15 protein-coding genes are annotated in these 18,202 nt (G+C 62.5%); 7 read left to right on the top strand and 8 right to left on the bottom strand.

What is annotated here, in order from left to right; translation table 11 throughout:
- Nucleotides 1–40 precede the first annotated feature (40 nt).
- Together orn and HS968_RS03560 are read right to left on the bottom strand one after the other, a co-directional pair.
- On the bottom strand, nucleotides 41–583 hold the full coding sequence (gene orn, locus HS968_RS03565) for an oligoribonuclease (RefSeq protein WP_106737299.1): 543 nt from the start codon (nucleotides 581–583) through the stop codon (nucleotides 41–43).
- A gap of 31 nt (nucleotides 584–614) precedes the next feature.
- Nucleotides 615–1,409, bottom strand: coding sequence for a class I SAM-dependent methyltransferase (locus HS968_RS03560; RefSeq protein WP_182370178.1), 795 nt, complete (start codon nucleotides 1,407–1,409; stop codon nucleotides 615–617).
- 88 nt (nucleotides 1,410–1,497) lie between these two features.
- Between HS968_RS03560 and rsgA the strand changes: the two genes are divergently transcribed.
- Nucleotides 1,498–2,529, top strand: coding sequence for a small ribosomal subunit biogenesis GTPase RsgA (gene rsgA / locus HS968_RS03555; protein ID WP_106737301.1), 1,032 nt, complete (start codon nucleotides 1,498–1,500; stop codon nucleotides 2,527–2,529).
- On the opposite strand, the gene motB is transcribed toward rsgA, so the two are convergent.
- The gene (gene motB / locus HS968_RS03550; RefSeq protein WP_182370177.1) at nucleotides 2,523–3,539 is read right to left on the bottom strand and encodes a flagellar motor protein MotB; all 1,017 of its coding nucleotides are present in this window, start codon (nucleotides 3,537–3,539) and stop codon (nucleotides 2,523–2,525) included. The genes rsgA and motB overlap by 7 nt on opposite strands.
- A 16-nt stretch (nucleotides 3,540–3,555) precedes the next feature.
- Complete coding sequence (gene motA / locus HS968_RS03545) at nucleotides 3,556–4,407, bottom strand: flagellar motor stator protein MotA (protein ID WP_106737303.1); 852 nt, start codon at nucleotides 4,405–4,407, stop codon at nucleotides 3,556–3,558.
- A gap of 119 nt (nucleotides 4,408–4,526) precedes the next feature.
- Between motA and HS968_RS03540 the strand changes: the two genes are divergently transcribed.
- The 5 genes from HS968_RS03540 (at nucleotide 4,527) to HS968_RS03520 (ending at nucleotide 11,944) form a co-directional block, all read left to right on the top strand.
- Nucleotides 4,527–6,050 carry an HDOD domain-containing protein gene (locus tag HS968_RS03540; RefSeq protein WP_182370175.1) on the top strand — a complete coding sequence of 508 codons (1,524 nt, stop codon included), beginning with the start codon at nucleotides 4,527–4,529 and terminating at the stop codon, nucleotides 6,048–6,050.
- Between the two features lie 50 nt (nucleotides 6,051–6,100).
- Complete coding sequence (locus HS968_RS03535; RefSeq protein WP_182370173.1) at nucleotides 6,101–6,916, top strand: rhodanese-like domain-containing protein; 816 nt, start codon at nucleotides 6,101–6,103, stop codon at nucleotides 6,914–6,916.
- A gap of 70 nt (nucleotides 6,917–6,986) precedes the next feature.
- Nucleotides 6,987–7,847, top strand: a complete 861-nt coding sequence (asd, locus tag HS968_RS03530) for an archaetidylserine decarboxylase (protein WP_182370171.1) — start codon at nucleotides 6,987–6,989, stop codon at nucleotides 7,845–7,847.
- Nucleotides 7,848–8,008: 161 nt separating this feature from the next.
- Nucleotides 8,009–9,811: a molecular chaperone gene (locus HS968_RS03525; protein WP_182370170.1), complete on the top strand. Its 1,803-nt coding sequence runs from the start codon at nucleotides 8,009–8,011 to the stop codon at nucleotides 9,809–9,811.
- Between the two features lie 63 nt (nucleotides 9,812–9,874).
- Nucleotides 9,875–11,944, top strand: coding sequence for an EAL domain-containing response regulator (locus tag HS968_RS03520; RefSeq protein WP_182370169.1), 2,070 nt, complete (start codon nucleotides 9,875–9,877; stop codon nucleotides 11,942–11,944).
- A 61-nt stretch (nucleotides 11,945–12,005) separates the two neighbouring features.
- Here the strand turns inward: HS968_RS03520 and serB are convergent, their stop codons facing one another.
- Nucleotides 12,006–13,220 (bottom strand): phosphoserine phosphatase SerB, encoded by a 1,215-nt coding sequence (gene serB, locus HS968_RS03515; protein WP_106737309.1) that lies wholly within the window; start codon nucleotides 13,218–13,220, stop codon nucleotides 12,006–12,008.
- 174 nt (nucleotides 13,221–13,394) lie between these two features.
- Between serB and HS968_RS03510 the strand changes: the two genes are divergently transcribed.
- Nucleotides 13,395–14,918 (top strand): AhpA/YtjB family protein, encoded by a 1,524-nt coding sequence (locus HS968_RS03510; protein WP_182370168.1) that lies wholly within the window; start codon nucleotides 13,395–13,397, stop codon nucleotides 14,916–14,918.
- Between the two features lie 65 nt (nucleotides 14,919–14,983).
- On the opposite strand, the gene HS968_RS03505 is transcribed toward HS968_RS03510, so the two are convergent.
- From HS968_RS03505 to HS968_RS03495, 3 genes are all read right to left on the bottom strand, one after another.
- Nucleotides 14,984–15,889: a metal ABC transporter ATPase gene (locus tag HS968_RS03505; protein ID WP_182370167.1), complete on the bottom strand. Its 906-nt coding sequence runs from the start codon at nucleotides 15,887–15,889 to the stop codon at nucleotides 14,984–14,986.
- Between the two features lie 289 nt (nucleotides 15,890–16,178).
- On the bottom strand, nucleotides 16,179–16,988 hold the full coding sequence (locus HS968_RS03500) for an aldo/keto reductase (RefSeq protein ID WP_182370166.1): 810 nt from the start codon (nucleotides 16,986–16,988) through the stop codon (nucleotides 16,179–16,181).
- Complete coding sequence (locus HS968_RS03495) at nucleotides 16,985–18,160, bottom strand: NAD(P)/FAD-dependent oxidoreductase (RefSeq protein WP_182370165.1); 1,176 nt, start codon at nucleotides 18,158–18,160, stop codon at nucleotides 16,985–16,987. The genes HS968_RS03500 and HS968_RS03495 overlap by 4 nt, the downstream gene beginning before the upstream one ends.
- Between the last annotated feature and the right edge of the window lie 42 nt (nucleotides 18,161–18,202).

The following is an 18,202-nucleotide window of genomic DNA, read 5'->3' as shown; positions in this document are numbered from 1 at the left end:
GGCTAGGTGCGCACGGCGCACCCTGCAGGGGATACCCGGATCAGACCTTGAGGAAGTGCTCGCGGTAGTGGCGAAGCTCGGCGATGGACTCACGAATGTCATCCAGCGCCTGGTGCGTGGCGGTTTTCTGGAAGCTGTCCTTGACCTCCGGCGCCCACATGCCGGCAAGGATCTTCAGCGTCGAGACATCCAAATAGCGATAGTGGAAATAGGCTTCCAGAGCCGGCATGTACTTGTAGAGGAAGCGACGATCCTGGCCGATGCTGTTACCGCAGATCGGCGACTTGCCCTTCGGCACCCACTGTTCGAGGAAGGCAATGGTCTGCGCCTCGGCCGCTGCCGTGTCGATACGGCTCTCACGCACGCGTTGGGTCAGGCCACTCTGGCCATGGGTGCGGGTGTTCCACTCATCCATGCCAGCCAGGGCCTCATCGCTCTGGTGAACGGCGATGACCGGCCCTTCGGCCAACACGTTCAGCTCGCTATCGGTGACGATAGTGGCCATTTCGATGATCACGTCGCGCTCTGGCTCCAGACCGGTCATTTCCAGGTCGATCCAGATCAGGTTATTGGGGTTCTGCATGATGAAGGGCTCCTTGGCTCAGGCGCCAAGTCTAGCGGATATCCGCCCCTTTCATCTGCCAGAGCAACAATCGGGTCTGGCGCCCTTCATTGATCTCGAATACCTGGTCGGCCGGCACATCCGCAATCTCGAAGGTATTGCTGATCAACCAGCTACCAGCGCGCATCTCGGTTTGCGCCTTGGCCCAGAGCCGCGGCATCGGCACCGGAGAGAGAAAGCAGTAGGCGACATCGAAGGTCGCCAGATCGACCTGCCACAGGCTCTGATAGCGAATGCTGCAATTTTCCTGCAGCAAGCAGCGTAACCAGGCGAAGACGAAGAGCAATGGCGCCGTTTCGACCCCGACGAACTGCCCACGCGGAAAACGTCGTGCGAGTTGTAGCAGCGTGCCCGCTGTACCGCACCCCAGGTCAACGAAACGCAGTGGCAACTCGCGCTCGCTCAAGCACTGCTGCAGGCGTTGCTGTGCTTTGCGACCACTCAGATAAAGCGGAACCTGTTCGCGCAGGCTGTTCCAGTTGACTAGGAGCAACAGCACGAAGCCCAGGAGGAACAGCCAGCCGGGCAATTCAGCGCGCTGCACCACGAGCAGAGCCGGCAGAAAAGCCAGGTTGATCCATAACCACCAGCGTGACAGGCCAAGCCGCCAGCCAATCACCGCTGCCAGAACGCCCTGCAAAAGAGCCACCGACAGCAACGACATACGCCAGGGCAGCAACGCCAGCAGATACACCAACACTACCACCAGAGCCACGGCCAGGCCTTGCGCCAACAAGGCCCGCAACACCGGTAACCGCAGCACCGCTCTTTCCTCGCCTATCGCCATTCCCAGTCTCTGCTGCTGGCAGCCGAATGGCCGCCGAGCGCTCATGCTAAACTCGCCGCGATCAACTCTCCACCACCCCGGAAACTCCATGGCCAAACGCCAACTCAATCGCCGCCAGAACTGGCGGATCGAAAAGATTCAGGGCGAGCGCGCCGCCCGCGCCGCCAAGCGCGAGTCGCGGGCAATGGAAGCATTGGAAGGAGGAGACCTGGGACCGGAGCAGACCGGCCTGGTGATCGCTCACTTCGGCGTCCAGGTGGAAATCGAAGGCCTGCAAGGCGAACTGGCCGGGCAGATATTCCGCTGCCATTTGCGCGCCAACCTGCCGGCGCTGGTCACTGGTGATCAGGTGGTCTGGCGCCCCGGCAATCAGGGCGACGGCGTAATCGTCGCGCAACTGCCGAGAACAAGCGAGCTATGCCGGCCCGACATGCGCGGCCAGCTCAAACCGGTCGCCGCCAACGTCGACCAGATCGTCATTGTCTTCGCCCCACTGCCCGAACCGCACGCCAACCTGATCGATCGCTATCTGGTAGCCGCCGAGCACGCCGGTATCCATCCCTTACTGCTGCTGAACAAAGCCGACCTGATCGACGAACAGAATCAGGGAGCGCTCGATGCGCTGCTCAAGGTCTATCGCCAACTGGGCTATCCGCTGCTGGAGGTTTCGGCCCATCAGGGCGATGGCATGGAGCAGTTGAAGCAACGCCTGGACGGTAATGTCAGCGTATTCGTCGGCCAGTCCGGCGTGGGCAAGTCATCGCTGGTCAACGGGTTGCTGCCTGGCGTCGACACCCGCGTCGGTGCGCTGTCGGAGCTGACCGGCAAGGGCACGCACACCACCACCACGGCGCGGCTATTCCACTTCCCGGGCGGCGGCCAGTTGATCGATTCGCCCGGTATCCGCGAATTCGGCCTGGGCCATGTCAGCCGTGATGATGTAGAGGCAGGCTTCATCGAATTCCACGACCTGCTCGGCCGCTGCCGCTTTCGCGACTGCAAGCACGACCGCGAGCCTGGCTGTGCGCTGTTACAGGCACTGGAAGATGGCCGCGTGCAACCTCAACGCATGGCCAGCTACCGGCACATCCTCGCCAGCCTGCCGGAAGATGATTACTGATTGTTCAGTTGATCGAACTGCAGAGCGCCATCTTCGAAAATATTCAGCCGCTGGCGCACCTGGTCAGCTGGTAGCGGGTCGCCTGGCGCACCGTTCGGCGCCTGGGCGGCAGGCGGCGCATCCGATGCAGCCGGAGCGGCCGCCCCTTCGTCAGCGCCCTGTTCGCCCTCGATGGCGCGCTGCGCCTTCTTGGTCAGCACGATGATATCGATACGCCGATTGACCGGATTGAGCGGGTCTTCGCGATCGAACAGCGCCGACGAGGCGTAGCCCACCACGCGCGCCACCTGGCCTTCGGAATAACCGCCCGCGATCAACGTACGCCGCGCCGCATTGGCGCGGTTGGCCGACAACTCCCAGTTGCCGAAATCACCGCGCCCCACGAAGGGTTTGGCATCGGTATGGCCGCTGATGCTGATCTTGTTCGGCACCGCGCGAATGGTATCGGCCATGGCCAGCAGGATGTCCTCGAAATAAGGCTGCAACTCGGCGCTACCGAGGGCGAACATCGGTCGGTTCTCGGCGTCCATGATCTGGATGCGCAAACCATCCTGGGTGATCTCGAACAGGATCTGATCCTTGAAACGCTGCAGCTGCGGATTCTCCTCGACCTTGTTCTGCAACTCCTGCAGCAGCAACTCCAGGCGTTCGCGCTCCATCTTGTCCGCCAGGGTCTCGACCATGTCGGAGCTGATGTTGACTTCATCCGGCTGGCTTTCAGGCGTTTCCGACATATCCGGGTTCAGCGTGCGCTCGGGCGCAGGCGTCGGCGTGCCGCCCAGATCGATGGCATAGGGGCTGGCACTTTCGGTAAAACCGACGGGATCCTGGAAATAACCGGAAATAGCGCGTTTCTGCTCCGGCGTAGCCGAAGACATCAGCCACATCACCAGGAAGAACGCCATCATCGCGGTAGCAAAGTCGGCGAACGCGATCTTCCAGGCACCGCCATGATGCCCGCCAGCGCTCTTCTTGACCCGTTTGACGATGATGGGTTGGTTGTTTTCCATGATTCAGCGACTCGGCTCAGTTACCACGCATGGCCTGCTCGAGCTCGCTGAAGCTCGGCCGGTGCGCCGGATAGAGCACCTTGCGGCCGAACTCCACCGCCAGGCTCGGCGGCATGCCCGAGGCCGAAGCGACCAGAGTCGCCTTGATCGCTTCATAGAGGTTCAGCTCCTCCTTGGCATCGTGCTCCAGCGCGCCCGAAAGCGGACCGAAAAAGCCATAGGAGGCAAGAATCCCGAGGAAGGTACCGACCAGTGCGGTGCCCACTTTCTCACCGATCTGCGCGTTGTCCGCCTCGGCCAGAATCGACATGGTGATCACGATACCCAGAACCGCCGCAACGATACCCATCGCCGGCATGCCATCGGCGACCTTGGCTACCGCATGCGCCGGGTGCTCGACTTCCTCCTTGAGGCTGGCCAGCTCCATGTCGAACAGTCCTTCCAGCTCATGCGGGGCCATGTTGCCGGACGACATGATGCGCAGGTAATCACAGATGAACGCGGTCATCCGCGCATCTTTGAGTACGCCTGGATACTTGCTGAAGATCGGACTGGCGTTGGGATCCTCGACATCCGCCTCGATGGCCATCATGCCTTCGCGGCGACTCTTGTTGAGGATTTCATACAGAAGCTTGAGCACTTCGAGGTAATAAGCATGAGTGAAACGGCTGCCAAACATGCTCAGCGACTTTTTAAATACCGTCATGAACATGCTGCCGGGGTTTGCCTGCAGGAATGCACCCAGCGCAGCACCGCCGATAATCATCACTTCGAAGGGGTGCACCAATGCCATCAGCTTCCCGCCCGAAAGCATGAACCCGCCGAATACGCAGCCAAAGACGACAATGATGCCTATGATTTTTGCCATGAAAGAGACGCTTGCAGAGCCTAGAGGATGGGTTATTAAAAACAACCCTTCTAATTATTGGAACTTGTACGCCAGACTATAGCCAGTTATGGTCAAAAGCCAGTTCGACTCGAGCCAATATGTCGACGTCAAAGTCTCTACCACGCACTCTGGACGCCTGGTTACAACAACTGGGCAAGTTGCCACTGCCAATCGAGCAGCAACAGCACTTGCGCCTGCGTCGCATCCTTGCCGACAGCCGCCGCACCTGGCGCGAAATTGCCGAAGCGATCGAACTGAGCCCCTCCTTCGCCCTGCAGGTATTGCGCGAAGCCAACCAGTCAGGCAATAGCCTCAGCGACCCGGCCGAAAGCGTCGAAACCGCCTTGTCGCGTCTAGGGCTGAGCCGTTGCGAAGCGCTACTGAACCAGGCGCCAGCCCTGCCCGAGCACGAAATTCCCCTGGCATTCCGACAAATCCTGTTGATCAGCCAGCATGCCAGCCAGCAAGCCCGCGGCCTGTTTGGGGCACGCCTGGCACGCCTATGGAATGAGCTGCACGGTTGCAGTTTGCTGTTTCTCGCGCCGATCTGGCCGCTGCTGTGCGCGCATCCTCAGCTTTTCGAGGCATGGGAGCAGCGCGTTCTGCTCAAGGGTGAACGTCCGGCCAAGGTCGAGAAGGAGTTGCTCGGCGTTCCGCTGATCCAACTGTGCGTCAAGCTGGCCGAGCGCTGGCGCTTGCCGGAGTGGATCGTACGAGGCTACCGCCTGCTGGAGCGTGATCGGCGCCAGTTGGTCAAGGCGCTGCATATCGCTCGCGACAACGAACACCCACTGCATCAGCAGCAGATGCTCGATGCCGATACGCCGCTGCGTCACTGGCTGACACAACCAAGCAACTGCGTATTGCTGGCCAACGGCCTGGCCGTGTCCGCCCACCATGCCTGGAACACCGACCACAGCCTGCGTTGGCAGAGACTCACCGGCCTCTACCTGCAGCTCCCCTTGAGCGAGCTGCAACAGGAAGTCCACCAACACGCAGTAAGCAGCGCCCGCCTGATCCATGACAGCGCACTCTGGCATCCGGCGCAGGCACTGATCTGGCCATGGGACGCCCATCGCCTGACGCCTGCCATTACCGTGGCACCGCCGCCCAAACGCGATGACCTCGCTGCCTGGCGCCAACACTGCGCTCGCCTGCTCGCAGACCCCAGCAGTTTCACCAATGTCCCGCAATTGACCGCATGCGCGCGCGATGCCCTGCAAGCCTGCGGCCTCAAGCGCATCCTGTTGCTGCTAGCCGATCGCCAACATAGCCGCCTGCAAACCCAGCAACAGTTCGGGCTCGACGCCAGCGCGCTTGGCCTGGCACTCGATCCGGCACAGAGTCAGATGCTGCGGCGCCTGCTTGGCCAGCCCGGACAACTGCGCCTGACGCCCGCCAACGTGGCCCAGTTTTCCGCACTGCTGCCGGGCAACCTGAAAGCCCTGTTCCCCAGCGAGCATATTCTGCTGCGCTCCATCGCCAGCAACGGTCGCGTGGTAATGCTGGTGGTGGCCGACCAAGGTAGCCAGCCGCTGAACGATGTTTGCCTGCAAGCATTCGGCAAGACCGTGCAGTGCATCGAACGCGCCCTGGCCAGCTTTTCCCGCCGCGGGCGCTGAACCACTCGGATTCCGCTACAATCGACCTCTTTTCATATAGGGAGGCCGTCATGTCCGCCTTCGCAAACCTGCCCCTGGTGATCGAGCCCGCCGAACTGGCCGAACGCCTGGATGCCGCTGATCTGATCCTGATCGATCTCAGTAGCGCCGCACGTTATGCCGCCGGCCATATTCCCGGCGCTCAGTGGGTCGATGCCAAGCGCACGCAACTGGGCCAGCCGCCCGCACCCGGCCTGCTGCCCGAGCGCGCTCAGTTGGAGGCGCTGTTCGCCGATATCGGCCATCACCCTGACGCGACCTACGTCCTGTACGACGATGAAGGCGGCCCCTGGGCCGGACGGTTCATCTGGCTGCTCGACGTGATCGGCCACAGTCGCCATCACTTCCTCAATGGCGGCCTGCAAGCCTGGATCAGCGAAGGACGCGAGCTGAGCCAGGACACACCAGCGCGACACCCCACACAGGTATCACTGACGCTGCACGACGAACCCACGGCAACGCGCGACTACCTCCGGTCACGCCTTGGGGATGCCGACATGGCAATCTGGGACGTCCGCGGCGCAGATGAATACCGCGGCGAGAAGCTCAGTTCCGCACGCGGCGGCCATATTCCCGGCGCGATCAATTTCGAATGGACGGCCGGCATGGATGCGCAGCGCGGCATGCGCATCCGTAAGGATATCGCCGATGTCCTGCAGCATCTGGGCATCACCCCGGACAAGGAAATCATCACCCACTGCCAGACCCATCGTCGCTCAGGCTTCACTTATGTGGTGGCCAAGTCTTTGGGCTATCCGCGGGTGAAGGCTTACGCCGGCTCCTGGGCCGAGTGGGGCAACCTGCCCGACACGCCGATCGAACGTTGAGCCTGATCGACAATCCGTTGCACGCCGGCCTGGTCATGCCAGCCGGATTCCGAACTTTCAAGGAAACACGATGAAACAACGTCTTTTTATCCTCAGCCAGTACCTGCTGCCTCACCATCTGCTCTCGCGCCTGATCGGCTGCGTGGCCGAATGCCGCATCGGCTGGCTGAAGAATCGCCTGATCGCCTGGTTCGCCAAGCAGTACCAGGTCAACATGAGCGAAGCCCAGGTCGAAGAGCTGAGCGCATACGAGCACTTCAACGCCTTCTTCACCCGCGCACTGAAAGACGGCGCCCGCCCGCTGGATGAAACCCCCGGTGCAATTCTCAGCCCGGCCGATGGTGCGATCAGCCAACTGGGCGCCATCGAGCATGGCCGTATCTTCCAGGCCAAGGGCCACAGCTTCAGCGCCACCGAACTGCTCGGCGGCGACACCAGCCGCGCCGCTCCCTTCATGGGTGGCCAGTTTGCCACCGTGTACCTTTCCCCCAAGGACTACCACCGCGTCCATATGCCGCTGGCCGGCACCCTGAAGGAGATGGTCTACGTGCCGGGTCGCCTGTTCTCGGTCAACCAGACCACCGCGGAAAACGTACCGGAACTCTTTGCCCGCAACGAGCGCGTGGTCTGCCTGTTCGACACCGAGCGCGGCCCGATGGCCGTGGTACTGGTCGGCGCGATGATCGTGGCCAGCGTGGAAACCGTGTGGGCCGGTCTGGTCACACCACCCAAACGCGAGCTGAAGAGCACTCGTTACGACGCCGAGTCGCGCGGCCCTATCGAGCTGGCCAAGGGTGCCGAGCTGGGACGTTTCAAACTGGGCTCAACCGCCATCGTTCTGTTCGGCCCGGAACAGGTGCAGTGGGCCGAAGAGTTGGGCGCCGGCAGCCCCGTGCGCATGGGACAGTTGCTCGGCAATGCCCGAGCCTGAGGCTCGGCGCCTGAACCCGAACATCGACCATCTGGTCATAGAACCGAACGCTCACACGGCAGCCGTTCCATAGAACGGCTGCCAGCGCGGCAAGATGCTGCTAGAGTTCGAAAGACTATTACTAGAGCCGCTGGTCCGTGTGGCCGGAGTATCCGAGTTTGATGGATAAACAGAGTCCCCACCTGCAGTTGTTGCGCGTTCCCACACCGAGCAAGCAAAGCCTCAGCTTCTGCGACGGCAGCCCCCGCGATCTCAAGCGTTGGATCGCCGGTCTACCCAAAGCGAACATCGGTGAAACCGCACGCCAGCTGTACCAGAGCCTGGTGGAACTCAACCAATTCCTGACCCCCTCGGAAAACCGCCTGCAACTCCTGGAACTGCTGCGCCCGGAAGTCAGCTTCGTCTGCCAGCACCTGGAGCGCCACTTCCTCAACCAGGCCATCGTCCTCGATGAACGCCCGCGCAAGGTCGCCAACCTGTGCCAGGCCCTGCAGAATCACCTGGCCGTCGGTTACAAGCTGATCATCTCGCGCGCCATGACGCGCAGCGGCAAAGAGCGCGAGCAACTCCTCGCCGTTGCCCTGCAGCGCGCCAGCCACAGCCTGTGCAGCCCACTGATCCGCGCCAGCCAGTTGTACTGCCCGGTTCCGGAAGGACTCTGGCTGGAGTTGCACCAGTTGTACCAGATCGCCTGTGAGCAGCGCCTGCAACGCCAGGTCATCCGCGACCCGCTGGCACGCCACACCCCCGGCCTGAGCCTCGAGCAAACCTACGTGACCGCGCTTCTGCTCGGCTGCGCCCGCACCAACCAGATGCGCCAGAACGGCATTGCCCGCCTGGCAGAGGCTCTGGAGCCCTGGAGTACGCTGGTCAAACTGCAAGCCGGCGATCACCCCAACAGCCTGTTCGTGCTCGCGCCCCAGGTCGACGGCCCTCCGCGCTATAAATCGCTGTACCAAAGCAGTGAGCTGCACAACCTGCTGGGTATCGATACCCAACCACTGGTCGATTCGATCAAGGAATACCTCGAGCTCCCCGAAGAAGAGCGCAGCAAGTCGCACCTGATGATTCCCGATGGCATCAGCCTCGACTTGCTGCAACACGTGGCGGCGGCCTGGGGCGATATCGCCGAGCGTACCTTCCAGCGCACCGCAGGCCAGGGCAATCTGACCCTGTGCATCGGCATGACCGCGCTGCATTTCTTCCTCTCCGGGCGCCGCTCCTTTGCCGAAGTGCTCAAGCACCCGGTCGAGATCGGCGCCGCCGTCTTCAAGCCATCCACTGGCGAACCGGACATCTGGTCGAATGCCTTCGATGCGCAGCGCAGCGCTGCCGACGAGATCCACTTCGAGGAAATTCAGTACACCAAGGTGACGCCTGGCGAGCAGGCCGCGCCGGAAACCAGCGGCGAGACCTACCCCACCTATCCACTGGCGATCGTCAACCACAGCCCCGGCGGCTACTGCCTGTCCTGGCCCAAGGACGTCCCCAGCCAGTTGCAGGCAGGTGAACTACTGGGCGTACAGGACAGCCCCAGCCAGGGCTGGAGCGTGGCCATCGTGCGCTGGATTCGCCAGGTACGCGGCGGCGGCACGCAAATGGGTATCGAACTGATCGCACCGCATGCCCGCCCTTGTGGCCTGCAGTTGCTGCGCAAGGCCGAGCAGAACAGCCAGTATCTTCGCGCCCTGCTGCTGCCGGAGATCAGCGCCATCTCCCGCCCCGCCAGTCTCATCACGCCGCGCCTGCCTTTCCAGGAAGGCAGCAAGGTACTGATCAACGACCATGGCGAAGAGCACCGCGCAGTACTGACTCGCAAACAGGTCAGCACCGGTAGCTTCAGCCAGTTCGAGTATCGCCGCGTGGGCAATGAAGAAGGCGCTGCCGGGAAGCCGGTCACAGCCTCGCAAAGCCAAAAGCCTGCTGGGGAGGAAGATTTTGACTCACTCTGGAAGTCGCTGTAGGCTGCGGCCAACTCACCATTTGTCGCCTTTTCGCGCACGTTCGGCGCGGTATTGATCCATCCTATGGCTATCGAAAAAAAAACCATCCGCCTGCTGATTCTCGAGGATTCGCAGAACGAAGCCGAGCGCCTGGTCAGTCTGTTCCGCAACGCCGGACATGCCACGCGTGTCCATCGCCTGATCTCCAGCGATGACCTGGCAGAAACCCTGCAACAGACCTGGGATCTGCTGATCTGCGCGCCGAGCAGCGAGCATCTTGATCCCAGCGAAGCGATTACCGCCATCCGCCGCCAGGCCAAGGACATTCCGGTCATCCAGCTGGTCGATGGCAACGATCCCGAGATCATCACCGAAGCCCTGTTGTTTGGCGCTCAGGATGCCTTGCCCCAGGGCGAGGACGAGCGTCTGGTGCTGGTGGCCAAGCGCGAACTGGCCAACCTCGAGGAACGCCGTGCCCGCCGCGCCGCCGAAGTGGCCCTGCGCGAAGCAGAAAAACGCTGTCATCTGCTGCTGGAAAGCTCGGTAGACGCGATTACCTACGTCCACGATGGCATGCATATCTATGCCAACCGCGCCTACCTCGAACTGTTCCGCTACGAAGATGGCGAAGAGCTCGAAGGCATGCCGATGATCGACCTGATCGCCAGTGCCGACCAGAGCGCATTCAAGGACTTTCTGAAGAACTATCAGAGCGCTGAAGGCAATGCCGAACTGAGCTGCCAGGGCATTCGTGCCGATGGCAGCAGTTTCGCCGCACAAATGAGTTTCTCGCCCGCGACCTACGACGGCGAACCCTGCATTCAGGTGGTGATCCGCGCGGAAACCTCCAATGCCGAGCTGGAGGAGAAACTTCGCGAGATCAGCAGCCAGGATCTGGTCACCGGCCTGTTCAACCGCAACCACTTCCTCGAACTGATGGACAGCGCTGCCGAGCGTGCAGTCAGCACTGGGCAACCGTCGACCCTGGCTTATGTACGCGTCGACCGCTACGCCAGCATGCAGGGCGAGATCGGTCTGGCCGGTGTCGACCTGCTGCTAGCCGACCTTGGTGGCCTGCTGCGCGCGCACTTCCCGACCGAGACCCAACTGGCCCGTTTCGGTGACGATGTATTCGCCGCACTACTGCCTGGGCAGACACCCGAGCAGTGCGAAGCCAACCTGGCCGCACTGCTGAAAAAGGTCGAAGGCCACCTGTTCGACGTCAGCGGACGCACAGCGCAAACCACGCTGTCGATAGGCGTTGCCGGCCTTAGCGAGAAGACCGCCAAGGCCCAGGAAGTCATCGACCGCGCCCACCGCTGCGCCGACGAGCTGGCCGATGGCAATGCGTTGAAGCTGTTCAATCCGGCCGACGAGCTGGCCGCTGCCGCCAACCGCGGCAACCTGCTGGCGATGGTGCAACAGGCATTGGAAAACAACAGCTTCCGCCTGCTGTTCCAACCGATCATCAGCCTGCGCGGCGATGCCCACGAACACTATGAAGTGCTGCTGCGCCTGCTCAGCCCACAGGGTGAAGAAGTACCGCCCGCCCAGTTCCTCGCGGCGGCCAAGGACGCTGGTCTGGGCGAAAAGATCGACCGCTGGGTGATCCTCAACTCGATCAAGATTCTGGCCGACCACCGCTCCAAAGGTCATAACACGCGCCTGTTCGTGCACCTGTCCAGCGCCAGCCTGCAGGATCAGACCCTGCTGCCCTGGCTCAGCGTGGCACTCAAGGCCGCTCGCCTGCCGTCGGACTCGCTGGTATTCCAGTTCAGCGAACCGGATGCCATCGCCTACCTGAAGCAGGCCAAGACCCTGACCCAGGGCCTTGCCGAACTGCACTGCAAAATCGCCCTGAGCCAGTTCGGCTGCGCGCTGAACCCGTTCAACACGCTCAAGCACCTGCAGGTGGACTTCGTCAAAATCGACGGTTCCTTCTCCCAGGATCTGAGCAACGCCGACAACCAGGAGGCGCTGAAGACCTTGCTCAGCAGCCTGCATGCCCAGGCCAAGCTGACCATCGTGCCCTTCGTCGAGAGCGCCAGCGTACTGGCGACGCTGTGGCAGGCCGGGGTCAACTTTATCCAGGGTTACTACCTGCAGGGCCCGAGCCAGTCGATGGACTACGACTTCTCCGCCGGCGACGAATAAACCCGCACCCAATAAAAAGCCGCCTGTTCAGGCGGCTTTTTCATTTTCGGGAAACCGAGGTTCAGTCCTGCCCCTCGCGATCACGGAAGCCCAGCAAATAGAGAATGCCATCCAGGCCCAGTGTGGATATCGCCTGCTTGGCCGACTGCTTGACCAGCGGCTTGGCGCGGAAGGCCACACCAAGGCCGGCCAGGCCCAGCATTGGCAGATCGTTGGCGCCATCGCCAACAGCGATGGTCTGCTCCAGTTGCAGCCCTTCTTTCTGCGCCAACTCACGCAGCAAGTCCGCCTTGCGCTGAGCATCGACGATGGGCTCGACCGCAACACCGGTGACCTTGCCGTTCTCGATCTGCAGCTCGTTGGCGAACACGTAGTCGATGCCCAGCTTGGCCTGCAACTGCTTGGCGAAGTAGGTGAAGCCGCCGGAAAGAATCGCGGTCTTGTAGCCCAGGCGTTTGAGCTCGGCAAACAGCACCTCTGCACCCTCGGTCAAACGCAGCGAGGCGCCGATCTCCTCCAGCACGTCTTCCGACAAACCCTGCAACAGCCCCAGGCGCTCCTTGAAGCTGGCGCGGAAGTCCAGCTCGCCACGCATGGCGCGCTCGGTGATTTCCGCCACCTGCTCGCCGACCCCAGCCGCCTTGGCCAGCTCATCGATCACCTCGGCCTCGATCAGCGTCGAATCCATGTCGAACACGGCCAGGCGGCGGTTGCGGCGGAACACCGAATCGCGCTGGAAGGCGATATCGACGTTCAACTCCTGCGCCACGCTGAGGAACTCGGCACGCAAGGCCGCGGGATCGGCAGGCTCGCCACGCACGGAAAATTCGATGCAGCCCTTGCCCTGCTCGGCCGGCATATCCAGCGGCATGCGCCCGGAAAGACGGTCGATATGGTCGATGTTCAGGTCGTACTTGGCGGTAATCGCGCTGACTCGCTGCAACTGCTCGGCACTGACCTTGCGCGTCAGCAGCGTCACGATATGGCGGGCCTTGCCCTGGCCACCGACCCACTGGCGATAGTCGTCTTCGGACACAGGGGTGAAACGTACCTGCTGATCGAGTTCGTAGGCGGTGAACAGCAGATCCTTGAGTACGGCCTGGGAACGGCCGTTGTCTGGAATCTCGATGAGAATGCCGAACGACAAGGTGTCGTGGATCACCGCCTGGCCGATGTCGAGGATATTCACCCCGCCCTGCGCCAATACGCCGGTGATGGCTGCGGTGAGTCCGGGGCGATCCTCGCCGGTGATATTGATCAGGACGATTTCGCGCAAGACGCACCCTCCAAGGCAAACGATTGAGGCAGGCAAGCGGCGAATTGGCCACAGGCCGACGAAAAGGCGCACATTCTACCCAGTTTCCCCCCGATCCGTGCAGCCACGCGCTTTGCCCACTCCAGACCGCTCGCTATACTGCGCGGCAACTTCAGTCGACAAGAGCCGTGCTCTGTGAACCGGCCTGCGCCCGTCAAACCCGATAATTTCTTCATCATGATCTTCCACGCTCTGCGTCAGCGGCGGGTGCCCCTGGTGCTGCGTATTGCCAGCCACAGCCTGTTGCTGGTGGCGCTGGCCATGGTCATCTACGCCTGGGTCATGGGCATGCAGTTCAAACAGGCCATGCAGCAGCAGGCCGATGCGCTGGGCCAGGCGCTGATCACCCAGACGGCGGCTTCGGCCACCGAACTGCTGGTGTCCAACGACATCCTCAGCCTCAACGTGCTGCTCAATAACCTGGCGAAGAATCCGCTGGTGGCGCATGCCGCCATCTACAGCGTCGACAACCGCATCCTTGCCGAAGCAGGCGCACGGCCGACACGCAGCGTACTAGGCGAAACCGAGGGGCTGTACTCCACGCCGATCACCTTCCAGGAGGTGATCGCCGGGCAACTGCGCATCAGCCTGGACATGCGCCAATTCCAGCAACCGATGACCATCAGCCTGCAGAGCATGGGCATTCTCAGCCTGATTCTGCTGGCGCTGACGTTATCGCTGAGCATGCGTCTCGGCAGGCATATCTCCACGCCACTGCTGCAATTGCGCCTATGGCTACGCGACCCGGACGACCCTGCACCTGGTGCGGGGCGCAACGACGAGATCGGTGATCTGGCGCGCCAGCTGCAATCGCGCCTGGTGCCCGAGAAGCCGGAGCCAGAGCCCGACGACTCCGTCTTCGATGATGCGGAAAACTATCCGCACGAGCAGGATGAAAACGCCTTCTCCGAACTGGGCGACGATGAAGCGGCCACTGCGGAGCATGCATTCGACGAGCGCGATCTCGGCGATGACGGCGAAGAGCCGCTCAAACCATGGCCCGACTCCATAGAACCGGATGACCCCTTCTCCGATCTGCGTGACGAGTCTGAAGCCCCAGCCCCCGCCGTCAAGCCGCCACGGCCTTCGCAGACCAGCGCCGTTCTGGCGATCCAGCTTGGCGCTCAGGAGCAGTTGCGACGCCTGCCGCGCACACGCTTGCTGGATCTGCTGGAACGCTACCGAGCGTGCATGGAACAGGCTGCTGCGCTTTATCAGGGGCAACTGCACACGCTCAAGGACGGCAGCAGCCTGATCCTGTTCCATGAGCGCGAATGCGGTGAGGACTACCTGACCCACGCCATCTGCTGCGGCGAGCTGATGCGCGCCCTGGGCCATGCCTTGCAGATCGAAGTGGCGGACAGTGGCATCACCCTGCAGCTGCAACTGGGGCTGACCCTGGGCAGCGGGCTGGAGGAACTGAGCCAGACCGAATTGCTGCTCAGCGACAGCGCCCTGGATGCTCTGGCCCTGTCACAGCACAGCCGCAACTTGCTGCTGGTCGAACAACGGGTTGCCCAGGATGCACTGGCTCGCCAGCGCGCCCGCATCCGCCCGATCGCCAGCCCGGAAGGTGCCAGCTGCGTGGAGCGTCTGCTCGATCCTTATCCAGCTCTGCTGGAGCGGCAACTGACGCGCATGCACGACAACCGGGTCTGAAAGCGGCGCAGCCCATGTAGGGCGGGCGAAACCCGCCAAACGGCCAACGGCGGGTTGCCCCCGCCCTACGCGCCAACCGAGACGCGCTGCTGCGTCGATGCCGCGAAGCGGCTCAGCCAATCCTTCCAGCGAATCCGCTCGTCACGCACCAGCCAGCCGTCCTGCTCGGCAAAGCTCTCCGACAACCACACCCCTCGGGTACTGGCCGGCAGCAACTCGCCCTTGCGCAGCGTGAACAGACCACCGTTGGGCACACCGCGCTGCAAGGCCAACAGGTAGATGTCCGGACGACGACGCTCCAGACGTGCAACCAACTGGCCATCCTCCAGACACTCATCGACGTGGAACAGGCTCAATTGACGGGCATCGCGCGGCAATTCCAGGCTCAGGTCGTAGACCAGTTGCAAGGATGCCGTGGGCAGATGCACGTAGGCACGCGGCCGCTCGAGCAAGGTCAGGTTGCCGCACTGCACCGGACGCGCGGCGCCGGACAACGGACTAAGGCGGAAATGACTCGACTCGCGGTAGCGCAGCGCTCCCTGATACGGCGTGGGCAGCCAGGTATCGCCGAAACGCCCGCCCAGCCAGCCCTCCGCACTTTCCAGCAGACACTCTTCGGCCACTTCCTGAATGGCGGTCAGCAGCGGCAGGTTCAGCTCATGCGCGGGCACATAGCCAGAAATCAGCTTGAGTACGGTGTCACCGCGATCCAGGCGGTGCTGGCGCACCAGCAGCCAGTAGTCGCGCCCGTGCAGACGCAGGGTCAGGCGCACGGAAACGCCGAGGTTGGCCAGTTCCACCGCGAAGCGTGAACTGTCTGCGATCTCCACTGGCCGACGCCGCTCGAGCATCTGCCGAAAATTCAGCGGCTGCCCGAGGCTCTGGTATCTCAGGCCGTCGGGGCCGGCCTCGACGAATAGCGGCAGGGTCTTGAAGTTACTCGGGTCCTTGCGGATCAGCGTACGCGGCATCTCGACTCCTTGTTCCAGCTGGGCATGAAGCCGACTCGGCCGCCGGCGTCCACACGAGGGTCAGGTTGAAGCGAAAACCGCTCAAGGCTGCCCCAAGCCGACCATTCAATACAACCCAGGCCTGTAAGAGGACGTGACCAAGAGCCTCAGAACCTGTTCACGATCTGCTGCGCGTCGGCGCTACTGCGTTAAAAACAAGCTCAAAATGCTCATTTACAATTCGTAAACTCCGCTTTTTCGCTTGCTCTTGCCTTGTATCGCTCTAGCTCGCGAGATCGTGAATAGGTTCTCAGCGATTACCTCGCAACACCGCCGCCACGGTCGCGACATTGGCCGCCAGGTGCGCGGGGGTAATGGTGCCGACGATGGCGCTGCTGACACCGGGATGAGCGAAGATCAACTCGAAGCTGGCACGTACCGAATCGACACCATCAGCCAGGCAGGCATGCCCACTGGCCAGCGCCTTCTTGATCAGAATTCCCTTGGCGTGACTGGCAGCGTAGTCCAACACCGGCTTTTCGCCTTGCTCACTCAGGTTATAAGTGACCATGGCACAGTCACCGTGTTCCAGCGCCAGCAGACCGCCCTCGACGGTCTTGCCGGAAATCCCGTAGCCAAGGATCTTGCCTTCGCGCTTGAGCGCCGCGAGCGTCTCGTAAACGCCAGTATCACGCAGCACCGCCAGATCGTTACCGTCGGAATGCACCAGCAGCAGGTCGATGCGATCGGTCTCCAGACGCTTGAGACTACGCTCCACCGACAGGCGAGTATGCGCGGCGGAAAAGTCGAAGAACGACTGTCCCTGCTCGAACTCCTCGCCGGTCTTGCTGACGATCACCCATTCATCGCGCTGACCGCGCAGCAGCGGGCCGAGGCGCTGCTCGCTGACACCATAGGCCGGCGCGGTATCGATCAGGTTGATGCCCAGTTCGCGCGCCTGCCGCAGTAACGCCAGGGCCTGGGCATCGTCAGGGATGGTGAAACCGTTGGGGTATTTCACCCCCTGATCACGACCGAGCTTGACCGTCCCCAGGCCCAGCGGCGAAACCCGCAAGCCGGTGGAGCCCAATGGGCGATGCAGATCGTGCAGGGTGCTCATGGCAGCAACGCCTCCCACACCGGCTGTCCCAGTGGTGGGCGCGGCAACTCGGGAAGCGGCGTATGTGCAACCGGCTGCAGGTTATCCCGCTGCAGGGTCGCCAGCACGCGGTCAGCGAAGTCCGGCGCCAGTGCCAGCTTGGTCGGCCAGCCCACCAGTAAGCGCTGTTGCTCGGCAAGAAAGGCGTTATCCGGGCGTACCAGGCCCGACTGTGCAGGTTCGGCACGATCCACGCGCAGCGTGGCCCAGCGCGTCTGGCTCTGGTCGACCCAGGGCAGCAACGCCGCCATTTCCTTTTGCGCGGCCTGAATCTGCGCCGTTTCATCGCGTGCCACGCCATCGGCCTCGGCCAGATCGCCGCCGAGGTACCAGACCCACTGGCCATCGGCTGCCGGATGGGTGGTAACGGTGACCCGAGGCTTGGGCCCGCCCCCCAGGCAATGGGCGTACAACGGCTTCAGCGCCGGGCCCTTGGCCAGCACCATATGCAAAGGACGCAATTGCTGAGCGGGCTGCTCGATACCCAGCGCCGCGAGCAGCTCGGCATTGCCGGCACCGGCACTGAGCACCACGCGCTGCGCGCGAATCTCACGACCGTCGACGATAAGTCCGCACAGCTCACCGCTTTCCTGCAGCGGTTCGATACGCTCGGCAGCCAGCAGGCTATCACCGGCGAGTTCGGCCAGACGGGCGATCAGGCTCGGCACATCGAGCACCAGTTCAGCGAGGCGATAGACCTTGCCCTTGAACTTCGGATGCTGCAGCGCCGGCGGCAATTGCTCACCCTTGACCTGATCGACCCTGCCGCGCACAGCCTTGCTGGCAAAGAAACTGGTGAGATTGCCCGCCAGGGTACCGGGCGACCACAGGTAATGAGCGTCGGAAAGGATGCGCACGCCTGAGAGATCCAGCTCGCCATTACCGGCCAGTGCCTCGCGCCAGCGTCGCGGCATATCGGCGATGGCTTCAGAGGCGCCAGTCAGCGCGCCATGCAGAGCGTACTTGGCACCGCCATGGATGATGCCCTGCGACTTCAGACTCTGCCCTCCACCCAGGCTGCCGCGCTCCACCAACACGGTGGCGAAGCCCTGCTGACGCAGGCGCGCATTGAGCCAGAGGCCGGCAATACCACCGCCGACAATCAGAACATCGGTGCTGAGAGACTGGGACATGAACGGGCCTCGGCGAAAAACAGGCGGGCAGTATAACGGCTT

Source organism: Pseudomonas berkeleyensis, assembly GCF_014109765.1.
Classification (GTDB): Bacteria; Pseudomonadota; Gammaproteobacteria; order Pseudomonadales; family Pseudomonadaceae; genus Aquipseudomonas; species Aquipseudomonas berkeleyensis.
The sequence above is the reverse complement of the archived record's forward strand: the minus strand, read 5'-3'. Positions and strand labels throughout refer to the sequence as shown.

Coding starts and splice junctions, on each gene's coding strand:
- motA (WP_106737303.1), bottom strand. CDS start 4,407: ATGGCAAAAATCATAGGCATCATTGTCGTCTTTGGCTGCGTATTCGGC.
- HS968_RS03500 (WP_182370166.1), bottom strand. CDS start 16,988: ATGAGCACCCTGCACGATCTGCATCGCCCATTGGGCTCCACCGGCTTG.
- asd (WP_182370171.1), top strand. CDS start 6,987: ATGAAACAACGTCTTTTTATCCTCAGCCAGTACCTGCTGCCTCACCAT.
- HS968_RS03505 (WP_182370167.1), bottom strand. CDS start 15,889: ATGCCGCGTACGCTGATCCGCAAGGACCCGAGTAACTTCAAGACCCTG.
- HS968_RS03495 (WP_182370165.1), bottom strand. CDS start 18,160: ATGTCCCAGTCTCTCAGCACCGATGTTCTGATTGTCGGCGGTGGTATT.
- rsgA (WP_106737301.1), top strand. CDS start 1,498: ATGGCCAAACGCCAACTCAATCGCCGCCAGAACTGGCGGATCGAAAAG.
- HS968_RS03520 (WP_182370169.1), top strand. CDS start 9,875: ATGGCTATCGAAAAAAAAACCATCCGCCTGCTGATTCTCGAGGATTCG.
- HS968_RS03525 (WP_182370170.1), top strand. CDS start 8,009: ATGGATAAACAGAGTCCCCACCTGCAGTTGTTGCGCGTTCCCACACCG.
- HS968_RS03560 (WP_182370178.1), bottom strand. CDS start 1,409: ATGGCGATAGGCGAGGAAAGAGCGGTGCTGCGGTTACCGGTGTTGCGG.
- orn (WP_106737299.1), bottom strand. CDS start 583: ATGCAGAACCCCAATAACCTGATCTGGATCGACCTGGAAATGACCGGT.
- motB (WP_182370177.1), bottom strand. CDS start 3,539: ATGGAAAACAACCAACCCATCATCGTCAAACGGGTCAAGAAGAGCGCT.
- HS968_RS03535 (WP_182370173.1), top strand. CDS start 6,101: ATGTCCGCCTTCGCAAACCTGCCCCTGGTGATCGAGCCCGCCGAACTG.
- HS968_RS03540 (WP_182370175.1), top strand. CDS start 4,527: ATGTCGACGTCAAAGTCTCTACCACGCACTCTGGACGCCTGGTTACAA.